The sequence below is a fragment of the Pseudomonas sp. NyZ201 genome (genome assembly GCF_049860765.1).
GTDB classification, from domain to species: domain Bacteria; phylum Pseudomonadota; class Gammaproteobacteria; order Pseudomonadales; family Pseudomonadaceae; genus Aquipseudomonas; species Aquipseudomonas bharatica.
On sequence record NZ_CP187557.1, the window covers coordinates 4,252,678 to 4,271,906 of the forward strand.

The 19,229-nt window shown below is 63.6% G+C and carries 10 protein-coding genes; 6 read left to right on the plus strand and 4 right to left on the minus strand.

Annotated features, from left to right (window positions below; translation table 11 throughout):
• Positions 1–18: 18 nt before the first annotated feature.
• The 4 genes from ACPFMA_RS18865 to ACPFMA_RS18880 all read right to left on the minus strand — a co-directional run bounded on the left by ACPFMA_RS18865 (position 19) and on the right by ACPFMA_RS18880 (position 9,593).
• Positions 19–2,907, minus strand: a complete 2,889-nt coding sequence (locus ACPFMA_RS18865; RefSeq protein ID WP_425928457.1) for a hypothetical protein — start codon at positions 2,905–2,907, stop codon at positions 19–21.
• A 15-nt stretch (positions 2,908–2,922) separates the two neighbouring features.
• Positions 2,923–5,262 (minus strand): hypothetical protein, encoded by a 2,340-nt coding sequence (locus ACPFMA_RS18870; protein WP_425928458.1) that lies wholly within the window; start codon positions 5,260–5,262, stop codon positions 2,923–2,925.
• Positions 5,263–5,314: 52 nt separating this feature from the next.
• Positions 5,315–7,108, minus strand: a complete 1,794-nt coding sequence (locus ACPFMA_RS18875) for a hypothetical protein (RefSeq protein WP_425928459.1) — start codon at positions 7,106–7,108, stop codon at positions 5,315–5,317.
• Between the two features lie 178 nt (positions 7,109–7,286).
• Positions 7,287–9,593, minus strand: coding sequence for a hypothetical protein (locus ACPFMA_RS18880; protein WP_425928460.1), 2,307 nt, complete (start codon positions 9,591–9,593; stop codon positions 7,287–7,289).
• A 159-nt stretch (positions 9,594–9,752) separates the two neighbouring features.
• Between ACPFMA_RS18880 and ACPFMA_RS18885 the strand changes: the two genes are divergently transcribed.
• The 6 genes from ACPFMA_RS18885 (at position 9,753) to ACPFMA_RS18910 (ending at position 19,229) form a co-directional block, all read left to right on the plus strand.
• Entirely contained in the window at positions 9,753–10,340 is a 588-nt protein-coding gene (locus ACPFMA_RS18885) for a hypothetical protein (RefSeq protein WP_425928461.1), read from the plus strand.
• Between the two features lie 35 nt (positions 10,341–10,375).
• Entirely contained in the window at positions 10,376–11,470 is a 1,095-nt protein-coding gene (locus tag ACPFMA_RS18890) for a hypothetical protein (RefSeq protein WP_425928462.1), read from the plus strand.
• 99 nt (positions 11,471–11,569) lie between these two features.
• Positions 11,570–12,628 (plus strand): hypothetical protein, encoded by a 1,059-nt coding sequence (locus tag ACPFMA_RS18895; RefSeq protein ID WP_425928463.1) that lies wholly within the window; start codon positions 11,570–11,572, stop codon positions 12,626–12,628.
• A 60-nt stretch (positions 12,629–12,688) separates the two neighbouring features.
• The gene (locus ACPFMA_RS18900; protein WP_425928464.1) at positions 12,689–17,629 is read left to right on the plus strand and encodes an RHS repeat domain-containing protein; all 4,941 of its coding nucleotides are present in this window, start codon (positions 12,689–12,691) and stop codon (positions 17,627–17,629) included.
• A gap of 249 nt (positions 17,630–17,878) precedes the next feature.
• Complete coding sequence (locus tag ACPFMA_RS18905) at positions 17,879–18,430, plus strand: fimbrial protein (RefSeq protein WP_420057011.1); 552 nt, start codon at positions 17,879–17,881, stop codon at positions 18,428–18,430.
• 64 nt (positions 18,431–18,494) lie between these two features.
• On the plus strand, positions 18,495–19,229 hold the full coding sequence (locus tag ACPFMA_RS18910) for a fimbrial biogenesis chaperone (RefSeq protein WP_420057012.1): 735 nt from the start codon (positions 18,495–18,497) through the stop codon (positions 19,227–19,229).

The window sequence follows — 19,229 nt, forward strand, 5'->3', positions numbered from 1 at the left end:
GCCTGGATTGCAGAGCGGTTACTGGATCTTGAGGACCAGCGTGTTGCGGCTGTCCTCCTTGGTCGGTGACTCGTAGCCCACCGCCAGCCGATGGCGATTGCCATACGCATCCAGCAGGACGAAGATCACCGGTTTGTCCAGCTTCTCGCGGAAGCGCTTGTTCGGATCGCCTTCGGCCATGTCGTCGTACCAGTACCGCATGTCCGCCACGCGGTGGTTGCTCACCAGCAACTGGCCCGGGGCCGGCGTGAAGTCAGCTTCGAACTCCTCGCGGATCGGCGTGCCCAACGCATCGCGTCCCAGCCTCTGGAAGTAGGCGTCGAAGGACAGCCGGGACGGCGGCGCGTTGTAGCCGGGGAATGGGTACGGATAAAAGGCGTAGCCGGTGTAGCTGAAGAAGGTCTCGGCCATCTGCTCGCTTTCCCACTGCATGGTCGAACAGTTTTCCTCGATCTGCAGGGTGGCGAAAGGTACCGGCCGGCCCAGGCTCTGGTAGTTGATGTACCAGTAGTCCAGCGAGTCCATGTAGTAGTCGAAATCGTCGTCGCTGTCGGGATCCTCACCGCCGGGAGGGCCCTGCCAGACCCGATCGCGCACGATGTCGAAGTCATGGCCCGGACCGACCACCGGGTCCACGAAGGGTGGCTCAACGCCGGTCAGCTCGATGCTGGTGTCCTCGTCGCCTTTATCCGTGGACTCCCAGACTCCGCCGAATTTGTCGGTAAAACGCACGAAGACCTTCTGCGTGTCCCGCACCGTCGTATGCAGGTACAACTCGCGATACCTCGTCCTGCCGTTGCGCGGCACCGGCACGGGCTGGCGCTGCAGTGGGCCGGCCGCCGTGGTGGGGAACAGGGCGAAGCGGTTGGCATTCTTGTGGGTGAAGCTCACTTGACCACTGCCGTACTCGATGCCTTCCTGCTCGTCAGCGAGAAATCCAATGTCGTCGCCGGTGTACATGTCTACCAGGCGGATCGACGCGACCTCGGCATCGTCCAGGGGGACCTCGTACTTGTCACCATCGAAATCGACGGTCGTGGTCTCCACCTCCACCACCAGGGGAATCTGCTGGTAGCCATTGGTATAGGCGCGGGTCAGGTTGTTGGGCGCCCTGATCTTGAAGGTCTCAAGCTTCGACCAGTGCGGCAGTTCCTTGCGGGCCGACAACTGCACCACCGCGTAGCCGGTGGCCAGGACCCTGTCCTCATAGACCAGCTGGCAGAGCACCAGGCTGATCACCGAGGTGGCCTGGTCTGGCGGGGTGAATACACCGTGGGCGTCCACGCTGCCTTCGCCGATCACGCTCCAGCGTTGGTACTGTGCCTCGATATCGGTGCTGAACGACGCCGTCTGGCCACGGGCGACGGACGGCACGAACACCGGTTCGACCAGCGCACCCGGGCTGCCGCCCAACACGATCATGGTCGACTCGATGGCCTCGCCGCTCAGTTTGTCGCGGCACTGGATCTTCTGCACGTTGATCAGCGTATCGACCTTGTCCGGCGGCGTGTAGATCGCATGGCCCGGGCCCTGCACCTGCAGGCTGCCGATGCCCGGTGCGAGCAGCGTCCACTCCAGTTCGCCGCCACTCTGGCTCGAGACATGGATGTCCACCGGCTCCCGCCCGCTGAGCAGGGACTGCGCCCGGGGCTGCACGCTCATCAGTTCGAAGCGGCCGAGGACCATGGCCGAGCTTTCATAGGGCGTGCCATCGATCATGTACTTGGCCGTGACCACGGCAGGCACGCTGTCCTGGCCCATGCGTTTTTCCGCTGGCGCGGTATACAGCCCGCTGCTGCTGATGCTGCCCGCGGAGATCGGGCTGCCCAGGCTGCGCGTGCTCCACTGCACATTCGTTACCAGGCTGCCATCGGCGGCGCGCACCTGGAACTGGCGTTCCTGGCCCGGCTTCACCGCCCCCAGCAACGGCTCGATCACCGCGCTCTGCTGCGCCGGCTGGATTTTGCCCAGCACCAGCAGGTCGTGCGGCTCGTGACGCCCGTCCGGGGTTTCGCTGAACTGGTTGCGCGCCGGGAAGCCCAGGCGCTCGAGCACCTCCAAAGGACGCTCGCCGACCCAGTCGCGCAGTTCCGCGTTCAGCACCAGCGTCGCGTTGTACAGGGGCTCGCCGCCCTTGCTCATGTCACTGGGGATCAGGTAGGGGAAATCGTCGTTGTGCGCCGGTTCGCCACCGTTGCTGTCGATGCCCTTGAGCCGGGTGAACAGCAGCAGCGCACCGTCACCGTCGGTGGAACCGGGCGCCGGCTGGGAGTACACATGGATTTCCCTGGGGCTCAAGGGGTTGTAGCCATTGAGGTCCATCAAGCCCATCTCGAAGATGCGCACGCTGCGCGGCTGCTGCTTGATGAAGTCGAGCAGCAGCGCGCCCATGGCTTTCTGTGCCCGTTCTTCGACCAGCACGTTGCACAGCGGTCTTTCACCCTTTTCCAGGTCGAGGACGAAGCGACCGCGGCGGTCGACATCGCCGACCAGCGTCGAGAGGTCAAGGTCCATGGCCAGGGTGAAGCCGTCGGCCTCGGTGAAATCGAAGCAGGTCAGCAGCCGCGGCATGCTGTCCATCAGGTTCTGCACCAGGCTGAAGCTGCCGCCGATCACCTCGACCGACAACCTGACCCGGGCCATGGGCAGCGCTGCCGGTTCGAAGGAAATCCGCGGCGCGCCGAAGGTCAGGTTGCGGAAGGTGGCTAGCATGCTTTGCTCTTCGGTCAGCGACACCGTGCCACTGAACGGCGGCATCAGGCGGAAATCGCTGAGCCCGCTGACGTATTGATGGCGCAGCAGGTGATTGATACGGTCGCGACTGAAGGCGGCGATGGCGCCCCAGCCGAGGGTGACCGGCTTGTCGCGCATGCGCGCCAGCAGTGCTTGCAGGGTATGTTCCGACATGATGGTGACTCCCTCTCAGGGCTTGCCTGGCTTGTGCTCCAGGCACTTGGCCTGGACTTCGAGCGCCTGTTTGATATCCAGAAACGGGATCGGCAGGATGATGTGGCCCCTGGCTTTGAAAATGCTGATCGAATACAGCGCCTCGACCACGGCGAACTTGTGCTTGCCGGCCGGGTCGATCTTGAACAATCCATCAGGAGTGACGGTTCCGGATCCGGCAACCACCGTAAGGGTCAGGTTTTCATCAGGTGGCAGATCGTCCATTTCATGCTTAAGGCGCAGTTGCACCTCGTCCGGATTGTCGGTCTTCTCGTAGCGAATGGTCAGGCTGCCGGGAACATGAGTCACCACGACGTAGCTGGAAACCTTGGAGCCCGTGCTCTTGTTCTCCACCACCACTTCCTCGACGAGGATATGGACGTCCTGCTTCGGCCCGGGCTTGAACGCCTTGTCACCGAACTCGACGTTGCTCGGCACGATCTGCGAACCGGAACTGGGATCGGCGATCGACCAGACCAGCTCGCCGTCACCCAGGGTCCCCGCCGACATTTCCCGGAGCACCGCGCTTTCCACGCCCATGGACACCACCAGCGGGTTGAGGGCGATGTCCCGGCTGACGATGCTGACCAGCGCACTCTGGCGGTAGTTACCCGCCGTGGCCGTGACCCTGACCCGGGTGAAGCTGCCGTCGAGCTCGCTCTTCTTCGGCGCGGTATACACCCCGCTGGTGCTGATGCTGCCGACCTTGTCGGACGAACCCGGGACCTTCTCCACCGACCAGGTAACACCGTTGACCGGCGGCACCGTCCTGAACGTCACCTGGCCTTCGGGGCCGACCTTCTCGTTCATGGGCGTGATGGAGAAGTGGGTAAGGGAGGGAGAAACATCGCCGATCAGGAACATATCGCGAGGCTGGTGCACGTCCTCGAGCACCACCACGTTGTCGCCCTTGAACAGGATGCTGTTGAGGCGGAACACATCGATGGCCGACGCTGGCTCGGAGAATCTCGCCAGGGTGTCGAACAGCCGCTGCGACAGCAGCGGCTCGAGGAAATCGGTGATTTCCCCGAAGTTTTCGATCAGCGGAGGATACCCATGCTCACCGGGACTCACCTTCAGGCGCTTCATCGGGGTCTCATTCAGGGCGACCAGGCTCACCATGCCCGTCGCACTGTCGAGCCGGGGCTCGAACGAGCGGATTATGTGCCAGGCCACATCGGCAGCCCAGTACTGTTGCTGACCGTTCTGAAATACGACCATCAGGTAGAACTGGGCAAAGCCCTTCCAGTCCAGCGTGATACGGCCGTCAGCGAACTTGCAGGTCATGGTCACGTCGTCGCTGGCCAGCGGGAAGGCGGGCTTGCGCGCGGTGATCTCCTTGAAGGTCACGCTGCTGCCGGTGATTTCCGGCCCGCTGGCAACACCCCGCAATACCCGCATATGATCGATGACGCCTTCCTGATAGCTGACCAGTTCGAAGTCATACTCGCTGCCTTCATCGGCCAGGGCCCGGCAGCCCTCGGAAAAGATCTTGGCCATCAGGAAGTCGTGGCCCAGCAACATGCTCGCCGAGAAACCATCCGGGATCAGGTACGGCTGGTCCTCGTCCTTGACCGCGATCTTGCCGTTGTCCTGGCCCAGGGTAGTGATGAACACCAGCACCGCCCCCGCCCCCCGGTTGGCGGAATGCACATCCTTGCCTCCGGGCGCCGCATGGGTGCGGATAAAGAACTCCTGGGGCACCAGGTACTGCCCGGGAACCACCTTGAGCTCGTTGAGCACGTGGATCTGCTCGTCCTCCGGCAGGCCCTTGAAATAGTCATTGAGGAATTCCCCGCCGATCTTGCGTTCACGGTCGGTCGCCGCGAAGGTCAGCATGATGACTTCGAAGTCATGGTTGAGGTCGAGGTAGATCTTGCCGTCCTCGCTGATTACCCCCTCGGTCCCCTTGAGCTCGATGTCCAGGTATACCAGCGGTCCCTGCAGGGCATCGATGGAACTGATCCCGGCCACCTTCAGCTGGCCGGAGTCCGACTCCTCCAGGGACACCTGCGAGCCACCGATGACATGCATGGTCAGCCGGGCTTTCGATTTGTCGATGCTGGCGTTCTCGAACGACAGCCGCCCGGCATCGAGGATGTAGTCGTAGGTCAGCTCGCGGGTCTTGCCCGAGGTCGGCACGTCCATGTTGATGGGTTTCAGGTAGGTACCGGCGGTGAAGCGCTCGATGTACTCCTGGAGCAGTACGGTATTGGTTCTGGTCCGATCGTAGGCGACGATGCAGTTGAAACCGCCGGTCCGCGAACCGCCGCGCAACCACTCCAGCATGTCGCCAAGGGAAGCTCTGGATTCCATGGTGTGTATCCTCTTTCAGTGCAGGGCTGCATAAGCAGGCGTTGGCCTGCGGTCAGGGTCTCAGGGGCAGGTTCAGGTCCTTGAAGGGGTAGTAGCTGCCGCCGCCGTCGAAACTCACCCTGGCGGTCAGGGTGAAGTTCTGCCCCATCTGCAAGGATTCGAGGAACATGCGGACCAGCCTCGCCTCGATCTGCTCCGCCGCCACTTCGGCGGCGGTCACAGGCGCGGCGTTGCGTACCATCAGGTTGACCGGCTGGCCCCCCGCGTCCACTCCGCTGGCCTCGATGCTCAGCAACTGGCCCACGGCCATGAAGTACCACCTGGCCAGGACCAGGTCGGCCCCGGCAGCGGGAACCCTGGCCAGTGACAGGGCCCCGGAATCGGCCTGGGCGATTTGCACATTGCCGTAGAGGCTGCGCGCGATCGGTTCGATCCGCAGGTTGAAAGGCACCGACTTGAGTGGCTCTTCGCCCTCTGGCGTCAGCTGGTAGAACACTTCGAAACGCTTGGTCTCGCCCGGGCCCATGTTGGCCGCGATGGCCGTGGACGGAATGCGGAAGCGGCGTTCCCGGCCGTCGACCGGGGTGTCGGCGATATGCTGCCCACCTGCCGGATGACCGTCCCAATGCACGGCCAGGCGATCGCCCGGGCCCAGCGGGAAGCTGTCCGGCACGTCGACGTAAGCGCCCGTGCGGGCATCGAAGGCCAGCAACACGCCCTTGTTTTCCCCGGCGCCGCCCTCGGCCGTGGCGTACTCGACGTTTGGCGGCAACAGGTTCAGCGGCGCGCGGATGTCCAGGGCCAGGTCTTCGCTGCTGTGGGCCACGCCCTCACGGGCATACTGGTGGAACACCCGCACCTGGCTGCCGATATTGGCCTGCAGCCAGTGAGCCTCGATCGGCACCTCGATCACCCCGCTGTCGATCACCGAAGTGTCGATGCGCAGCGACTTGATCACGCTGTCGGCCTCGCGTCCGCCAATCCAGTGCACCAGCAGGCGGTCGCCGTCCTGCATGTCCGGCCAGGGCGCGATGCGCAGGTACAGGCCATCGGGAAAATGCCCGGGATCGAGGCTGTCGTCGTCATGCCCCTCGACCTGCGGCGCCGGCAGGCGCGCGGAGTCCGCCAGGCGGATCTGGAAAGTCTGCACGGCCGAGTCACTGGCCTGCTCGCCTGACGCGTATTCGACCCGGTAGCTGACCTCGGCATGACCGCCCTCGATCCAGCTCAACTGGCTCTTGGGCACCTGCCAGGTCAGCGGTTTGCCGACATCGGCGGCGCTCAGCTCCTTGGGCTGCGACCAGGTCTCATCCAGCTCCCCGTCGTCGTAATAACCGGCAAAACTGAGGGTCACCTTGTCTCGCGGACGCATGGCCAGGTAAGGCGGGACCACCGCCGCGGTGGTGCTGCCGATGACGCTGTCGGGGTCCAGGGCCAGGTCATGGGAATCGCGCATCTGCGCCACCGGCAACACCGCTGCCTGCCGCGGGCGTACCCCGACGTAGCAGAACTGGCGCAGCGACTCCGGACCGCGCTCGCCGCCCAGGGGCGCGACCGAGTAGGAGTACATGGCCCAGCCCTGGTCCAGGGCGTTCAGCAGGCTGCCCCTGATGGCGACCGCCACGCCCATCTCCGGGTCGTAGTTGGAGTCGTCGACTTCGATCACTTCGCCGGCGTAGTCGTAGGCTACGCTGTCCTGGCCGCAGCCACGCCACACGGGAAAGACCTCGTCGCCCAGGGCGACCCCCGGGTACTTGATCCAGGTGGGCAGATTCCCCTCCAGGTCATTCAGGTCGATGGTGTCGTCCCGCAACAAAGGGATGGACGGTTTGGGTAAATCACTCATGAGTCATTCCTGTCAGTGGCCGGAATCAACCGGCAGGCATTCGCTTGCAGTGGAGTTTTTGTACACCCCGCTGCGCGTTGCCGGTACTGGCAGAACTATCAGGTTGCCAAATGCGCAACGGCAGTTACGCTTGATCGGCACGGCGCTCGCCAATACGCCCCGAACAGCGCCGGGAAAGTTATCGTTGCGCAGGCGGGCAAATGGAAAAGCCTTGCCAGGACGGCTTTGGAAGTTCAATGAAGGGAATCGGCAAGAGCATATAACCGTTCGACTTTATGGTTTCCGTCCAATGAACTTTGGCGATCACTATTGAATAGCGGAACGGCGATGTTGCACCGGGGGTAAATACGCCCGACGTTGCATCGACCGTGCCGGCACCCAGCAGTACTTGCCATTCCCGCGGATATTCGCCGGGTACTTCCTCGCCCTCGTGGAACGCCTTGAGTGCGATGGTCTTGCCATCGGCTGCCGGTGTCGCGGTGATCTGCAGGGTGGGGGAGATATGGGTCAGCAGAACGTGCACGGTTCGCGAGCGCCGGGTCGGGTCGTGGGTAACCTTGATCTCGTCGATCGACCAGATAACCCCGTCCTGTACCGGACCAGGAAAGTAGGTCTTGTCGCCATCCGCCATCTGGCTGGGCACGATGCGCGCGCCAGAGCCCGGGTTGACCAGGGTCCAGGTCAGCGAGCCCGGATCGCGGGCCCCGGCGACCATTTCCCGGCCCATGCTCGAGCCGGCGCTGTGCACCATCACCAGCGGGTTGACGCTGATCGCGCCGGGCAGCACGGTGACCAGCGCGCTGCTGGTGTAGCCGGCGGCCGAGGCGCTGATGCGCACCCGCAGAAACGGTCGGTCGAGCTCGCGCGGGGCGGTGTACAGGCCCAGGGCATTGATGCTGCCCACCGGACCGCTCTCCCCCGCCGGCCCTTCCACCGTCCAGGTCACGCTGCGCAGCGGCAGGGTGTAGAACATCCGCGTCTCGCCCGGGCCCATGAGCCGTTCCGCCGGCTGCACGAAGAACACCTGGGAGAACGGCGCTATGGTGCCGAACAGCGCCAGGTCGCGGGTAAAGCCGATCTTGTCGAAACTCAGGTGCTCGCTGCCGCGGAACAGTAGCCGGGTCATCTTGTCCAGGTCGATGGAGACGAACTTCGACTTCGCAAGGTCAAGCCAGGTCTTGAGGTGATCGAGCACGGCGTCGCGCATCTGTGCGCCCAGCTCCGCCTTGAACCTGTCGACGATCTCGGGCGCTACGCCGGTGCTCTTGATCGCGAACCCACAGGTATTTTGCGCAGCGCCACTCACTTCGACGATCTGCAACTGCCCTTCGCTCCTGATCAGGCTTAGCCGGTACTGGCGCTTGATCAGAAAATCGACCTTGCCGACCGCGACCAGCCGGGTGCCGGAGTCCAGTTCGAGACGGACGTCGGGGTTATATTCGCCCTGCCAGTGCAGGACGACATCGCTGTTGGAAAAGGTCAGCTTGAACTGACACTGCGCCGAAGCCAGCGGCACCCTGATCGTGCAGGTCGCGGAGGCGAAGCTCGCCGAGTGGCGACTGATATGGGAGCCCTTGGCAATGCCGGAGGCTGCGTGCAGGTAGAAGGCCGCCCCCTGCGGCGGCGACTCCAGGCGCGCGACAAATGGCGTGGCGGTGTCCGTGAGCACGGCGCATGCCGGAATGAACATCCGCTGCAGCAAGAACTGTTGACCCAGCAACATGGCAAAGGAATAACCGCCCTCCAGCAGGTAGCGCAGGTCCCGGTCGGTGGGCGGCTCGCCACCGTTGTCGTAGCCACGCATCCTGACCATGAACAGCACCGCTCCCGCCTCGGGATGGCCCGGCTTGCCATGGATGCGGATCTCGAAATACTCCGGCTGCAGGAACTCGCCCGGAGGTACCAGCAGCTCGCCGAGGACGAAGATCTTTTGGTCGTCGTCCAACTCCGCGAATTTCTCCTGGAAGAATTCGCCGCCGATCAAACGCTCCCGCGTCGTGTCGGCGAAACTCAGCTCGAATTCGCCACCCTCGGACAGGTCCAGCACCACCTGGCCCAGTGGATTGGTGGCTCCGGACGTGCTCCTGAGCGCCAGCTTCATGTACAGGGAGGGGCCGGCCAGCACATCGATCTCGGCGATCCTGGCGAGCTTCGGCGAACCGTCGTCGGCGGCCTCCACCGAGAGCTGCGAGCCACCCACCACCTTCATGCGCAAACGGGCCCTGGGGTCGCTGTAGGTCGACTGGTCGAACGACAGCCGCGGGCAATCGAGGGTGTAGTCGTAGATCAGTTCGCGGGTGAGCGGCGAGGTATCGATCTGCGCGGTAAACGGCGGCAGATAGCTGTCGCTGGTAAAGCGCGCCATGTATTCCCGTAGCAGCAGGGTATTGACCCACTTGCGGTCCCAGGCCAGCAGGCAACCCCAGTCGTAGGTGCGCGGTGCCTCGCGCAACCATTCGAGCAGTTCCAGGTAGGCATCGGACATGGTTCCTCCAGGCAGTCGCTGCCGGGTGCAGCGCTCTCAGTACAGCCCTGCCCGCCGCCCGCCGCAACCTAGCAGTTCTGCCAAGTAGGCAAGCACCCCCACCGGGTATTAACTGAACCGACCCATTTACCGGACGTTCCGGACTGCAAGGAGCCAGACATGAAACTACCAATCCACGCTGCCCGACCACTGGGCCAGGCTTTGCTGGCGCTGTCGCTGGCCACGGTACTGACGGCATGCGCCCAGGCCCCTGCGCAGCATGCGCCGAGGGCTCAGGTCACTGTGGAGCCGCTTGGGTGGTCTGAAGCGCAAGATGAATACAACAGCAAGTTTCACTGCCCCACAGATCAGTTCCTTATTGCCAGGTGGCACGAGGGCAGCGAGAGGGGACTTACCCAATACCGATGTGGCAAGGCGTTCCAATACCAGGCGATTCCGATCAAGGACCCCAAGTTGATCCAGGCGCTGCATGAGGCGGCCGGGATCGAGTTCATCTGCCCGAAGAACCAGGTCATGACCGGGCGCGAGCACGACGGCGACGAAAACGGTGAGACCCGGTATTACTGCGGCACCCCGATGGACTATTGGGACAGACCCCTCCAGGTCATACACGACGAATGGTTTTGGACACCGAAGGAGCACCTCGAGCATACCGCCGCATGCCCCGAGAATATGTTCATGGTCGGTCGCTATCACAAAGGTGACGAGGAAGAACCGACCCGGTACCTCTGCGCCAGGGTGTTCTGAGCATTTCTGCATACCTTTCAAAGGACACTTTCACCATGCCCCTGAAAACCTTGCTGTGCAGCCTGGTGCTCGGCCTGGCCCTGCCCGCCGCCGCTGCAGAGCCTCCGGCAGAAAACCCGGGCGACGATAGCGCGCCCCCCGTGGAGACCGCGACGCCCTCCCCGCAACCCGCGGCCACCAAATCCCTGACCGAAGGGATCGCCGGCTTCATCAGCGTCGTGGACGAGCATGAACAGTTGTGCTTTCTCCCCGTGCCCAGCGCCGGCAGTGGACTGACCCGCAGGTATGAGTTCACGGCGGACGGATCGCCCTGTTCCGGGCTCAATGACCGGGCCTGGTCCGTCATGTTCGAGGACCTGCCGTCGGCAACCGAAATACTCCTGACCGATAGCAGGACCTGCAAGACCACGGGGTCGAGCGAAACCATCGGCAAGTTCTGGGTCAAGCTCAGGACCACCAAGAAGGTGACCATTACCGAGGAGATACAGCTCCCGTTCTTCTTCCGTTTTGCCAACAACAAGCTCATCAAGCCTGGCCTGCTGCTGGTGGACAAACACCTGCAAGGCGACAGCGTCGATGCGCTGAATGCCCTGTCCTGCATCACCGTTACCACCTCCCGGGCCACCCTGCCCAAGCCGGTGCTGCCCATCACCTTTACCGACCAGCAGTGGCAGCAGTTGACCGAGTACGACTCGAAGTTCAAATGCGGTGAAAACCGCGTGATGCTCGGTCGTGAAGCCTCTGGCACCGAGAAACCGACGGTCAGGTACCTGTGCGGCGTACCGATGCAGGGCACCCGGGAAGTCGTGCTGAAGAACCAGAAGATGAGCCCCTCCGGCATGCATGGCGTAACCCACGAATACGTCTGCCCGCTCAACACCCTGATGACCGGTCGCGAGCAGGACGGCGACCATCTCGGCGAATCGCGCTACTGGTGCGCCGAGGCCTGGATCGGCGAAGAGCGCCTGGAAGTGCTGACCCTCGATCACTGGTGGGGGCCCCACACCGAGTCCGGCCACGCGTTCAGTTGCACTGGCAACACCGTCATGGCGGGCATGTCCAGGTACGGCCGGGAAGACACCAAGACCTGGTACCGCTGCGCCAGCCTGTTCCAGCTTTCTCCACCTTGAAACGCACGCGCCTGCAAAGCGATGGCGACACCGGCATGCCTGCGCCAGCGGGCCCGGCGCCGGGGAGTCGCTTAACCCCTGTCCGAGGACGCTTTTATCATGACCCCGAGAACCTTGAGAGTCAGTCTGTTGCTCGCCGTGGCCCTGCTTGTGATCGCAGCGCAAGCGCCGGCGCAGGAATCCCTTGCCCCGCCCGCAACGCCTGCCCAGACGATTCCTCCGGATGAGATAGCCGGCTACATCACGGCCTACGACGAGAACGACCGATACTGCTATGTGCCGGTACCCGTGGAGGGTAGCGGCGTAACCCGGGTCTATGACTTTTACGCCGGAAACGCGGGCTGTAACGACCTGAACGACAAGGCATGGTCGGTCGCCTTCGAGGATTTGCCGTCGGCAACCCAGATCCTCCTCACCGACAACCCCACCTGCACGACATCCGGCACCGACGTTGCCGTCGGCAAATTCTGGATCAAGCTCAAGACCACCAAGAAGGTGACCATCACCGACACCGTGCAGCTCCCGTATTTCTTCCGGTTTTCCAAGAACACGCTGGTCAAGCCGGGCCTGCTGCTGGTGGACAGCTACCTGAAAGGCAGCAGCACCGATGCGCTGAACGCCCTGTCCTGCGTCAGGATCACCACCTCCCGGGCAACCCTGCCCAAGCCCACCGTGCAGGTACGCCTGATCGAGCAGAACACCCAGTGGGTCAACTGGGACCAGGGTTTCACCTTCCATTGTGGCGGCAACCGCATGCTGCTCGGCCGCGCCCATTTCGGCGACGAAGAAGACCCTAACGAGTTCCGCTGCGGTACCCCCATGCAGGGTGATACCGCCATTACGATGAAAAACCCCACGACGTGGGCCAGGCATGAGTTCAGGCATTACTTCGTCTGCCCTGTAAACACCGTGATGACCGGACACGAGCACGATGGCGACGAGCGCGGCGAGACCCGCTACACCTGCGCCGAAGCCTGGGCCGGCGATACCCCGCTGTACGTCCTGCCGGATGACTTCCGCACGCCCTCGCTGGAGGAAAACCATCACCGCTTCGCCTGCGGGGGCGACAAGGTGCTGATCGGCCGGGCCCATTGGCACGACGAAATGGGCGAGACCTGGTACCAGTGCGGCACCGTCTACCAGCAGTCGCCGCCCTGACAGCCAGCCCGATACCTTGCGCCACGCTTTTCATTCATTCGATCAAGAGGTGCCCTGGACATGACAACCCACAGCAACGTCAGCTCCAATGCATTCAACTACCTTGACTTCTTCAAGAGCAACGTCGATCCACGCACCGGGCAGTACACCCTGTCCATCGATCTGCCGAACCTCAAGGCCAATGCCCTGAGCGGGCCCGACCTGCCGCTCAAGCTCGATTTCAGCCCGCTCAACCTCGAGGACAGCGGCTACGGTATCGGCTGGAACCTGCGCCTGAGCCAGTACGTGATCGCCAGGAACATGCTCTCGCTCTACACCGGCGAAAGCTTCAAGATCACCGGCGACGGCGCGGAACCCTCGATCGCCGAGAAACGCCTCGACAGCTTCCGCTTCTTCGACGATGGCAACGATACCTGGCGCGTGGTGCACCACAGCGGCCTGGTGGAAGTGCTCACCGCCCAGGGCGGCGCGGGCAAGCGCGTGGCCTTGCCGACCCTGATCTACGGCCCGGGCGGCCACGCCATCAAGCTGACCTGGGCCGACTTCGCCAATGGCGAGCGGCGCCTGGCGAAGATCGAGGACGCCCGCGGCGAGCTGCTGCGCATCGTGCGTGACAGCGAAAACGTCAAGGTCCTGCTGCCGCCCTTCGACGACCAGCCGCAGAGCCGTTTCCTGATGAAACTGAGCGGCGACCGGGTGCGGGAAATCATCCTGCCGGTGGCCGAGCAGGCCTCCTGGCGCCTGGACTACATCACTGTTCGCGGGCTGACCTGCATCAAGGAGGTCAAGACCCCGATGGGTGCCCATGAAACCCTGGAATACCTGGATGGCGGCCATGCCTATCCGGGCTCCAGCGGGCGCCCCAACCTGCCCCGGGTGACCCGCCACCTGGCCAGTCCCGGCCCCGACCTGGCGGTCCATGAAGCTACCTACACCTACAGCACCAACAACTTCCTCGGCAACGGCTCCGGCATCAACTGGATGGACGACGGCCTCGACCAGCTGTACAAGGTCGACTTCACCTACGACTACTCGACCACGGTCCAGCAATGGCTGGACGGCAAGCCGGTGCGCCAGGTGAAGCACACCTACAACCGCTTCCACCTGCAGGTCGAAGAGGAAACCCGCCAGGGCAAGTGCGTGTTCACCAAGGTCATCGACTACTACGCCGAGAACAAGCCCTTCGACCAGCAACCGAAGCAGTTCCAGATGCCCCGTTCGGTGCAGCACACCTGGCGCCTGGAGGGCGACTCGAGCAAGATCCAGCATGAACTGCAACTCAGCGAATACGACGAGCATGGCAACAAGACCCTGGAGGTCCGGCCCGATGGCGTCAGCACGCGCACGGTCTTCTACGATCCCGCCGGCGAGGACGGTTGCCCGAAGGACCCGTTCGGTTTCACCCGCAACGTCAAGGAAGTCATCGTCACCCCCGCGCCGCAGGCCTGCGGCGATGCACCGGTGATGATCACCCGCTATCGCTACAGCCAGCACGCACCGCTGAACGGTGCGCCGGGAAGCGACTGGCTGATGGTCAGCGAGGAGTCGCTCTTCGAGCGCCGCGGCGACAAGGAAACCCTGCTCAACCATAGCCTGCGCACCTACTACGAAACCCCGGACAACCCGCAACTGCATGGTCGTCCGCTGCGCCAGGTCAACACCCTCAACGGCACCAGCAACAGCACCGACTACCACTACGGCAAGGCGCGCAACAAGCTGCTGGACCAGGAAAGCCTGCAAACGGTGGAAACCTTTACCGGCTACGACGGCGAGCAGAAGGTGTACACCAGCGACCAGGCGCTGAACAGCGGCCAATTGCTGCTCGGCCATGACCCCAACGACGTACAGGTGCGCTTCGAGTATGACAACCTGCGTCGGCTGACCACGGAAACCGTGGCCCCCGGCAGCGACTTCGAGGCCAGCCGCAGCTACGCCTATCAACTGGTCCACGCCGACGGGCAACAGGCCACCCGCACCGTGACCGACGTCAAGCAGGTGCTGACCCGCGACCACTACGACGGCCTGGGCCGCGTGTTGCTGAGCGAGGTCAAGACCGGGGCCACCTGGCAACGCACCTACAGCGCGGTCTACGATGGCCTCGGCCAGCTCAGCGAGGAAACCCGGTATGACCGGCTCGAAGACCGCGAGCTGAGCCTGACCACCCGTTACGCCTACAACGACTGGGGCCAGCGCTGCCGCGTCACCGGCCCGGACGGGGTCAGCCTGGTCACCGAGACCACGCCGTTCGGCGAAGGCGGCAAGCTGCAGCGCAGCTGGCGTGAAAGCGTCGGCGACAAACCGCTGGTGAGCATGCTGAGCGTCACCCAGTACAACGCCTTCGGCAAGATCGACTGGACCGAGCGCCACGACGACGAGGACAAGGTAGTCGGTCGTCAGGTGTATATCTACGATGGCTACGGCGAGTGCATCCGCGCTGACGAGGAACTCGCCCTGGAAACCCGCAGCACCCATTTCCAGTACGACTCGCGGCGCCGGGTGGCGCACACCCGCCTGCCGGACCAGACCGTGGTCGAGCGCAGCTTCGCCGAGCACAGCCGCGGCGAATTGCCCACGGCGATCCGTGTGATTCCCGGCGACGACCAACAGACCACCCTGCTCCTCGGCGAACAGCAATTCGACGGCCTCGACCGCCTCACCCGCCTGACCGTCGGGCCACGTAGCGAACGCTACGAATACGATGACCAGACGCTGCGGGCCAGCCGCCTGATCACCCCGGCGCAGGCCACCATCGAGTATTTCTACGAGCAGAACCTGAGCGACCAGCCGAAGACGATCATTGTCGATGGCCAGACCTTCACCTACGGCTTCGACCGCGACGATGCCGGGATCAAGAGCGCCACCAGCGACGCCGGCGAGCGGGCCTATACCTACAACGTCCTCGGTCATCTGAAATCGGAAAGCTGGACCGACAGCAATGGCGAGGTGCATGAAACCCACTACGAGACCTCGCTGCAAGGCCTGCCGCTGAAACGCACCGACAACGCCGTCGACACACTGTACACCTACGATGATGAGGGTCGCGTGCAATGCATGACCCAGGGCCAGTTGCAGGCCGAATTCGAATACGACGACAACGGCCGGCAATACCGCACCACCACCCGCGACCTCGGCAGCGAAGACAGCCTGGTCAGCGAGAACACCTACGACAGCCTCGACCGCGTCTGGATCCGGACCCTGCTGCTCAACGACAGCCCGGCGCGAACCCTCACCCACACCTGGCGCGATGACGACCAGCTGGTTGGCCGGCACCTGGAAATGGACGGCCGCAGCCTGTTGCTGGAAGAGTACGTCTACGACCAGCGCGGGCGCCTGACCGAACATCACTGCTCGGGCGAACGCCTGCCCAGCGATCGCTATGGCAACGCCATCACCGACCAGATGTTCCGCTTCGATGCCCTCGGTAACATCAAGCGCTGCATGACCAGTTTCGCCAATGGCGAAACCAACATCGCGAACTTCACCTACGCCGAAGACGACAGTTGCCAACTGATCAAGGTGACCAATTCCTACGTGGAAGGCGGTTATCCCGGCGAGCAGACGTTCGCCTACGACGATGACGGTAACCAGCTCAATGACGAGGCCGGGCAACGCCTGCGCTACGACGCCCAGGGCCGCCTGCTGGAAGTGACCAGCGCCGACGGCAGCGAGTCCCTGGTCAGCTACCGCTACGACGGCCACCAGCACCTGGTCGGCGCACGGATCGGCGGGCAGGCGGAAACCCTGCGTTTCTACCAGGGCTACAGCCTCAGCCACACCGTCCAGGACGGCGTGCAGACCCAGTACTTCAGCCATGCCGGCCAGCCGCTTGGCCAGCAGCAACTGAATGACCACGAACGCACCATGCTCCTGCTCACCGATGCCAGCCCCAGCGTGATCGGCGCCAGCCTCGCCAGCGGCCTGCGCGAGGTGGTGTACAGCGCCTATGGCGAGCTGGCCGACGAGCAGCGCCTGGAATCCCTGATGGGCTTCAACGGCGAACTGCGCGAAGTCGCCACCGGCTGGTACCTGCTGGGCCGCGGCTACCGGGCCTACAACCCGTCGCTGATGCGTTTCCACAACCCCGACTCGCGCAGTCCGTTCCTCGAGGGCGGGCTCAATCCTTACACCTATTGCCTGGGCAACCCGATACGTTTCCGCGATCCGACCGGGCACCGGGCCGAAAACCCAAGGCGACCCGACCCGATCTACAGGCCGCCACCCCCGGAACCGGGCGCAGCGAGCTTCCTGGAAAAATGGGGGCCGGCGGCGGGGCTTATCCTGGGGGCGGTGGTGATGGCGGTTTTCACCCCCTGGACAGGTGGCTTGACCATACCGCTGGTGGTAGGCGCCATAGGGGTGGCTGTTTCGGCTGCAGGCGGCGCGCTCGCAGTAGTGGCAACACTGAACGAGGATCGGGAGATGCTTACGCTCGCCACGATCCCGGTGACTGTCGGTGGCGCCATCTCCGCAGCAGGCGGGGCGCTCGACAGGTGGGGGCCGAAAGACAAGTGGGGATGGCCCAAGTCCGAAAATAAACCGGACCAGCCAGTGATCAAGCAGACCGCTGGCACTGGAGATGATGCAGCAACGCCGATGATCGACCAGAACGCCCAGCAAGGAGGCTCCGTGAGTCACAGTGGCAAGGGGATAGCGTACGTCATTAGTCACCGTTTCCGGCGCAAACCAACGGTTCATAAGAACACAAACACAGAGGAATCTTCCACGACAACTGGGCCAGTGGAGGGCGGCGGCCCAGCAAACGGAGCTAGCGACGGGCAGGTTGGCTCCGGCGGGCCTGGATCAGGGAATGGCGGCAAGGAGGCGTCGATACCAAGCACACCGCGTACCCCAGACAGCACCCTCCACACCAAACCACACACCGGACCTGTCTTGCACATGACTTCCGGCGCCTTTGAAAAGAACACCTCGGGCAAATGGGTGCCGACGACGGGCGGCCCAGTCGCCAAGTTCAACACGGATCTCACTATCAACCCTAAATAGGGTTAGTCGAAACGCCGGGGCCGAACGTGGTTCGGCCCCGGTTGTTTTACCGACACCAACTTCTCTCACCACCCAACACCGCTATTCAACAGTCTCCGTCTCCTTTTCCTACATACCTTTAAAAAACACCTGCATAAACTTCCCTCCCTGTAGGCCATTACCCTGTAAACACGGGAACAGTCCTACAAAAAGTAACAGAAACAACTGAAGTCCAACTTCGGACAACCCTCTTCAATTCGAGTCGATAACATGAAACGAACTTTCCTGGCCGCTGCCTTGTTGCTGGCCGGCACTTCCGCGTTCGCCAATACCGGCACCATCAACTTCAACGGCAAGATCAACGGCAGCACCTGCCCGATCGAAATCGTCAACCCCGACAGCGGCGCGGTCGGCAACCTGGTGCAGATGGGTGCACCGCGGGTCGCCGACTTCCCCAACCTGGGCGCCGAGGCCGGTGGCCGCAGCTTCTCCATGCGCGTTCCCGGCGGCGCCGCCTGCGGGATCGACCCGGACAATCCGAATACCGCCACCGTGACCTTCACCGGCGTGCAGGGCGGGGCCGGCGCCGACAATTCGCTGTATGCAATCAAGACCGTCGGTGGCGCCGCCACCGGCGTGGCCGTGGCGCTCAAGGACCGCTCCGGCAACCCGGTGAAGAACGGTGAGGCCTCTGCGGCCTATCCGCTGAACGCCGCAGGTGCCACCGAGATGTTCTTCACCGCCGTGTACAAGTCCACCGCCGCCGCGGTGACCCCGGGCGCGGCCGATGCCGACGTGTCCTTCGTCGTCAACATCAACTGACGGCCCTTGCCCGCGAGCGTTCCCCCCTTTCGCTCGCGGGCTCCGTACTGCACAGGTAGTCCCCATGTCCATCCCGACCCTGCGCCGGCTCGCCGGCGCCACCCTGCTGCTGCTCGCCGCCTGGCAGCCGGGGGCGCACGCCGCCCTCAGCCTCAATGCCACCCGCGTGGTCTTCGACAGCGACAAACGCAGCGTCTCGATCGTGGTCAACAACCCCAGCACCAGCACCTTCGCCGTGCAGACCTGGGTCAATACCGAGGCCGACGACACCACCACCGCCGTGCCGCTGATCGCCTCGCCGCCGCTGTTTCGCCTCGATCCCGGCGCCGAGCAACTGGTGCAGATCAACGGCCTGCCCGCGCGCCTGCCCGAAGACCGCGAATCGCTGTTTTTCTTCAATGTCCAGGAAATCCCCGAGGCCCGCGGCGGCCAGGCCAATGTGCTGAACATTGCCCTGCGCACGCGGATCAAGCTGTTCTACCGGCCCAGCCAGCTCACCGACAAGCCGATGGACAGGCTCAAGGACCTGCGCTGGTCGATCGAGCGCAGCGACGGCAAGCCGCAACTGGTGGTGGATAACCCGACGCCCTTCCATTACTCGTTCAGCCGCCTCGAAGTGCACCACGGCGAACACACCCTGCGCCCGCTGGAGGCGCCGATGGCCGCGCCGCTGTCGAAGCAGCGCTATCCACTGCCAGCCTCCGGCCTGGGCGGCAATCCCCGGGTCACCTTCGCCGCGATCAACGACTACGGCGGCTACAGCAAACCCGTCACGGTGGCCCTGCCGTCCGACCTCTGA

Coding starts and splice junctions, on each gene's coding strand:
- ACPFMA_RS18895 (WP_425928463.1), top strand. CDS start 11,570: ATGACCCCGAGAACCTTGAGAGTCAGTCTGTTGCTCGCCGTGGCCCTG.
- ACPFMA_RS18890 (WP_425928462.1), top strand. CDS start 10,376: ATGCCCCTGAAAACCTTGCTGTGCAGCCTGGTGCTCGGCCTGGCCCTG.
- ACPFMA_RS18910 (WP_420057012.1), top strand. CDS start 18,495: ATGTCCATCCCGACCCTGCGCCGGCTCGCCGGCGCCACCCTGCTGCTG.
- ACPFMA_RS18870 (WP_425928458.1), bottom strand. CDS start 5,262: ATGGAATCCAGAGCTTCCCTTGGCGACATGCTGGAGTGGTTGCGCGGC.
- ACPFMA_RS18865 (WP_425928457.1), bottom strand. CDS start 2,907: ATGTCGGAACATACCCTGCAAGCACTGCTGGCGCGCATGCGCGACAAG.
- ACPFMA_RS18905 (WP_420057011.1), top strand. CDS start 17,879: ATGAAACGAACTTTCCTGGCCGCTGCCTTGTTGCTGGCCGGCACTTCC.
- ACPFMA_RS18875 (WP_425928459.1), bottom strand. CDS start 7,108: ATGAGTGATTTACCCAAACCGTCCATCCCTTTGTTGCGGGACGACACC.
- ACPFMA_RS18900 (WP_425928464.1), top strand. CDS start 12,689: ATGACAACCCACAGCAACGTCAGCTCCAATGCATTCAACTACCTTGAC.
- ACPFMA_RS18880 (WP_425928460.1), bottom strand. CDS start 9,593: ATGTCCGATGCCTACCTGGAACTGCTCGAATGGTTGCGCGAGGCACCG.
- ACPFMA_RS18885 (WP_425928461.1), top strand. CDS start 9,753: ATGAAACTACCAATCCACGCTGCCCGACCACTGGGCCAGGCTTTGCTG.